Source organism: Thiolapillus sp. (genome assembly GCF_048562965.1).
Taxonomy (GTDB): domain Bacteria; phylum Pseudomonadota; class Gammaproteobacteria; order Chromatiales; family Chromatiaceae; genus Thiolapillus; species Thiolapillus brandeum_A.
Genome location: NZ_JBHNMF010000987.1, coordinates 1 through 1040, shown reverse-complemented (window position 1 = coordinate 1040; position 1040 = coordinate 1). Strand labels below are relative to the sequence as shown.

The following is a 1040-nucleotide window of genomic DNA, read 5'->3' as shown; positions in this document are numbered from 1 at the left end:
TGCTTCCCCCATCGATGAGTCTCTGATGGCGGAAAGCGTACGGCCCTATGGCCCGGAATGCCCCTCAGGGTGGGTCAAAATTGTTGGCCGTAGGTGGGTCAGAATAGATGGCCATTAACACCAATATGCTTGTCAGGAGAAATAATTACAACTTGGTAAACCACCGCCTGTGGCGGTGAGACACGAAAAGGCTCTGCCGTACCAGCGTGCGAAGTAAGAAAATGGCCTCCTTTGAACCGGCAAGTTCTATAGGAGGCCATTATGAGAGGCTGGCAAAGCCAAGCTCACGTGAAGCATTATTGCAAATATCATGTAGTGTTTGTTCCGAAGTATCGAAGGAAATCGATTTACGGAACGCTGAGGAAAGAAATAGGAGGGATATTGAGGGAGTTATGTCGTCAGCAGGGTGTTGAATTGATAGAGGGTTACGCCATGCGCGACCACATTCACATGCTGTTGATGATTCCCCCCAAATACAGTGTGGCAAACACCATCGGTTTTCTGAAAGGTAAATCAGCCATACGGATATTCAGGGAATATCTGCAGGTCAAAAGGAATTTTACGGGTCGACATTTTTGGGCGCGAGGCTATTGTGTCAGTACAGTTGGCTTAGATGAGCAGATGATACGGACGTACATAAAGAATCAGGAACGGGAAGAGAAGCGCCAAGAGCAGTTAAGGTTGGCGGGACTCTGACAATAGCCCCCTCCGGGGGCTTTCATCATACTACCCGCTCTGCGGGTAGTATTTGATTTTTTGTGTTTTTCGCTTGCCGGAGTGCTTTGAATGATGGTTTTTCGACTGCACAGACGCACCGGCCCCTCAGCACCGGTGTCTGATCGTTTGTGTCAACGTTGTCGGATGTAATAGGGTTTATCCAGGCGGCGACCAGGCGGGGTGCTGCTTGAGATTGGCCAGAATCTGAACGATATCGCTGGCGTAGGGGTACGCTTCCGAGAAGGACAGCCAGACCTTACGCGCCGTCAGGCGCAGGCGGGCGCCGATTTTCAGCAGCTTCAGACGGATCGTCGTGCTCTGGG

At 51.1% G+C, this 1040-nt stretch carries 2 protein-coding genes; one reads left to right on the top strand and one right to left on the bottom strand.

Going from position 1 to position 1040, the window contains the following annotated elements; all coding sequences use genetic code 11:
- Positions 1-261: 261 nt before the first annotated feature.
- Positions 262-696, top strand: coding sequence for an IS200/IS605 family transposase (gene tnpA / locus ACOCD2_RS21695; RefSeq protein ID WP_293650724.1), 435 nt, complete (start codon positions 262-264; stop codon positions 694-696).
- A gap of 177 nt (positions 697-873) precedes the next feature.
- On the opposite strand, the gene ACOCD2_RS21690 is transcribed toward tnpA, so the two are convergent.
- On the bottom strand, positions 874-1026 hold the full coding sequence (locus tag ACOCD2_RS21690; protein ID WP_293703663.1) for a hypothetical protein: 153 nt from the start codon (positions 1024-1026) through the stop codon (positions 874-876).
- Between the last annotated feature and the right edge of the window lie 14 nt (positions 1027-1040).

Coding starts and splice junctions, on each gene's coding strand:
- tnpA (WP_293650724.1), top strand. CDS start 262: ATGAGAGGCTGGCAAAGCCAAGCTCACGTGAAGCATTATTGCAAATAT.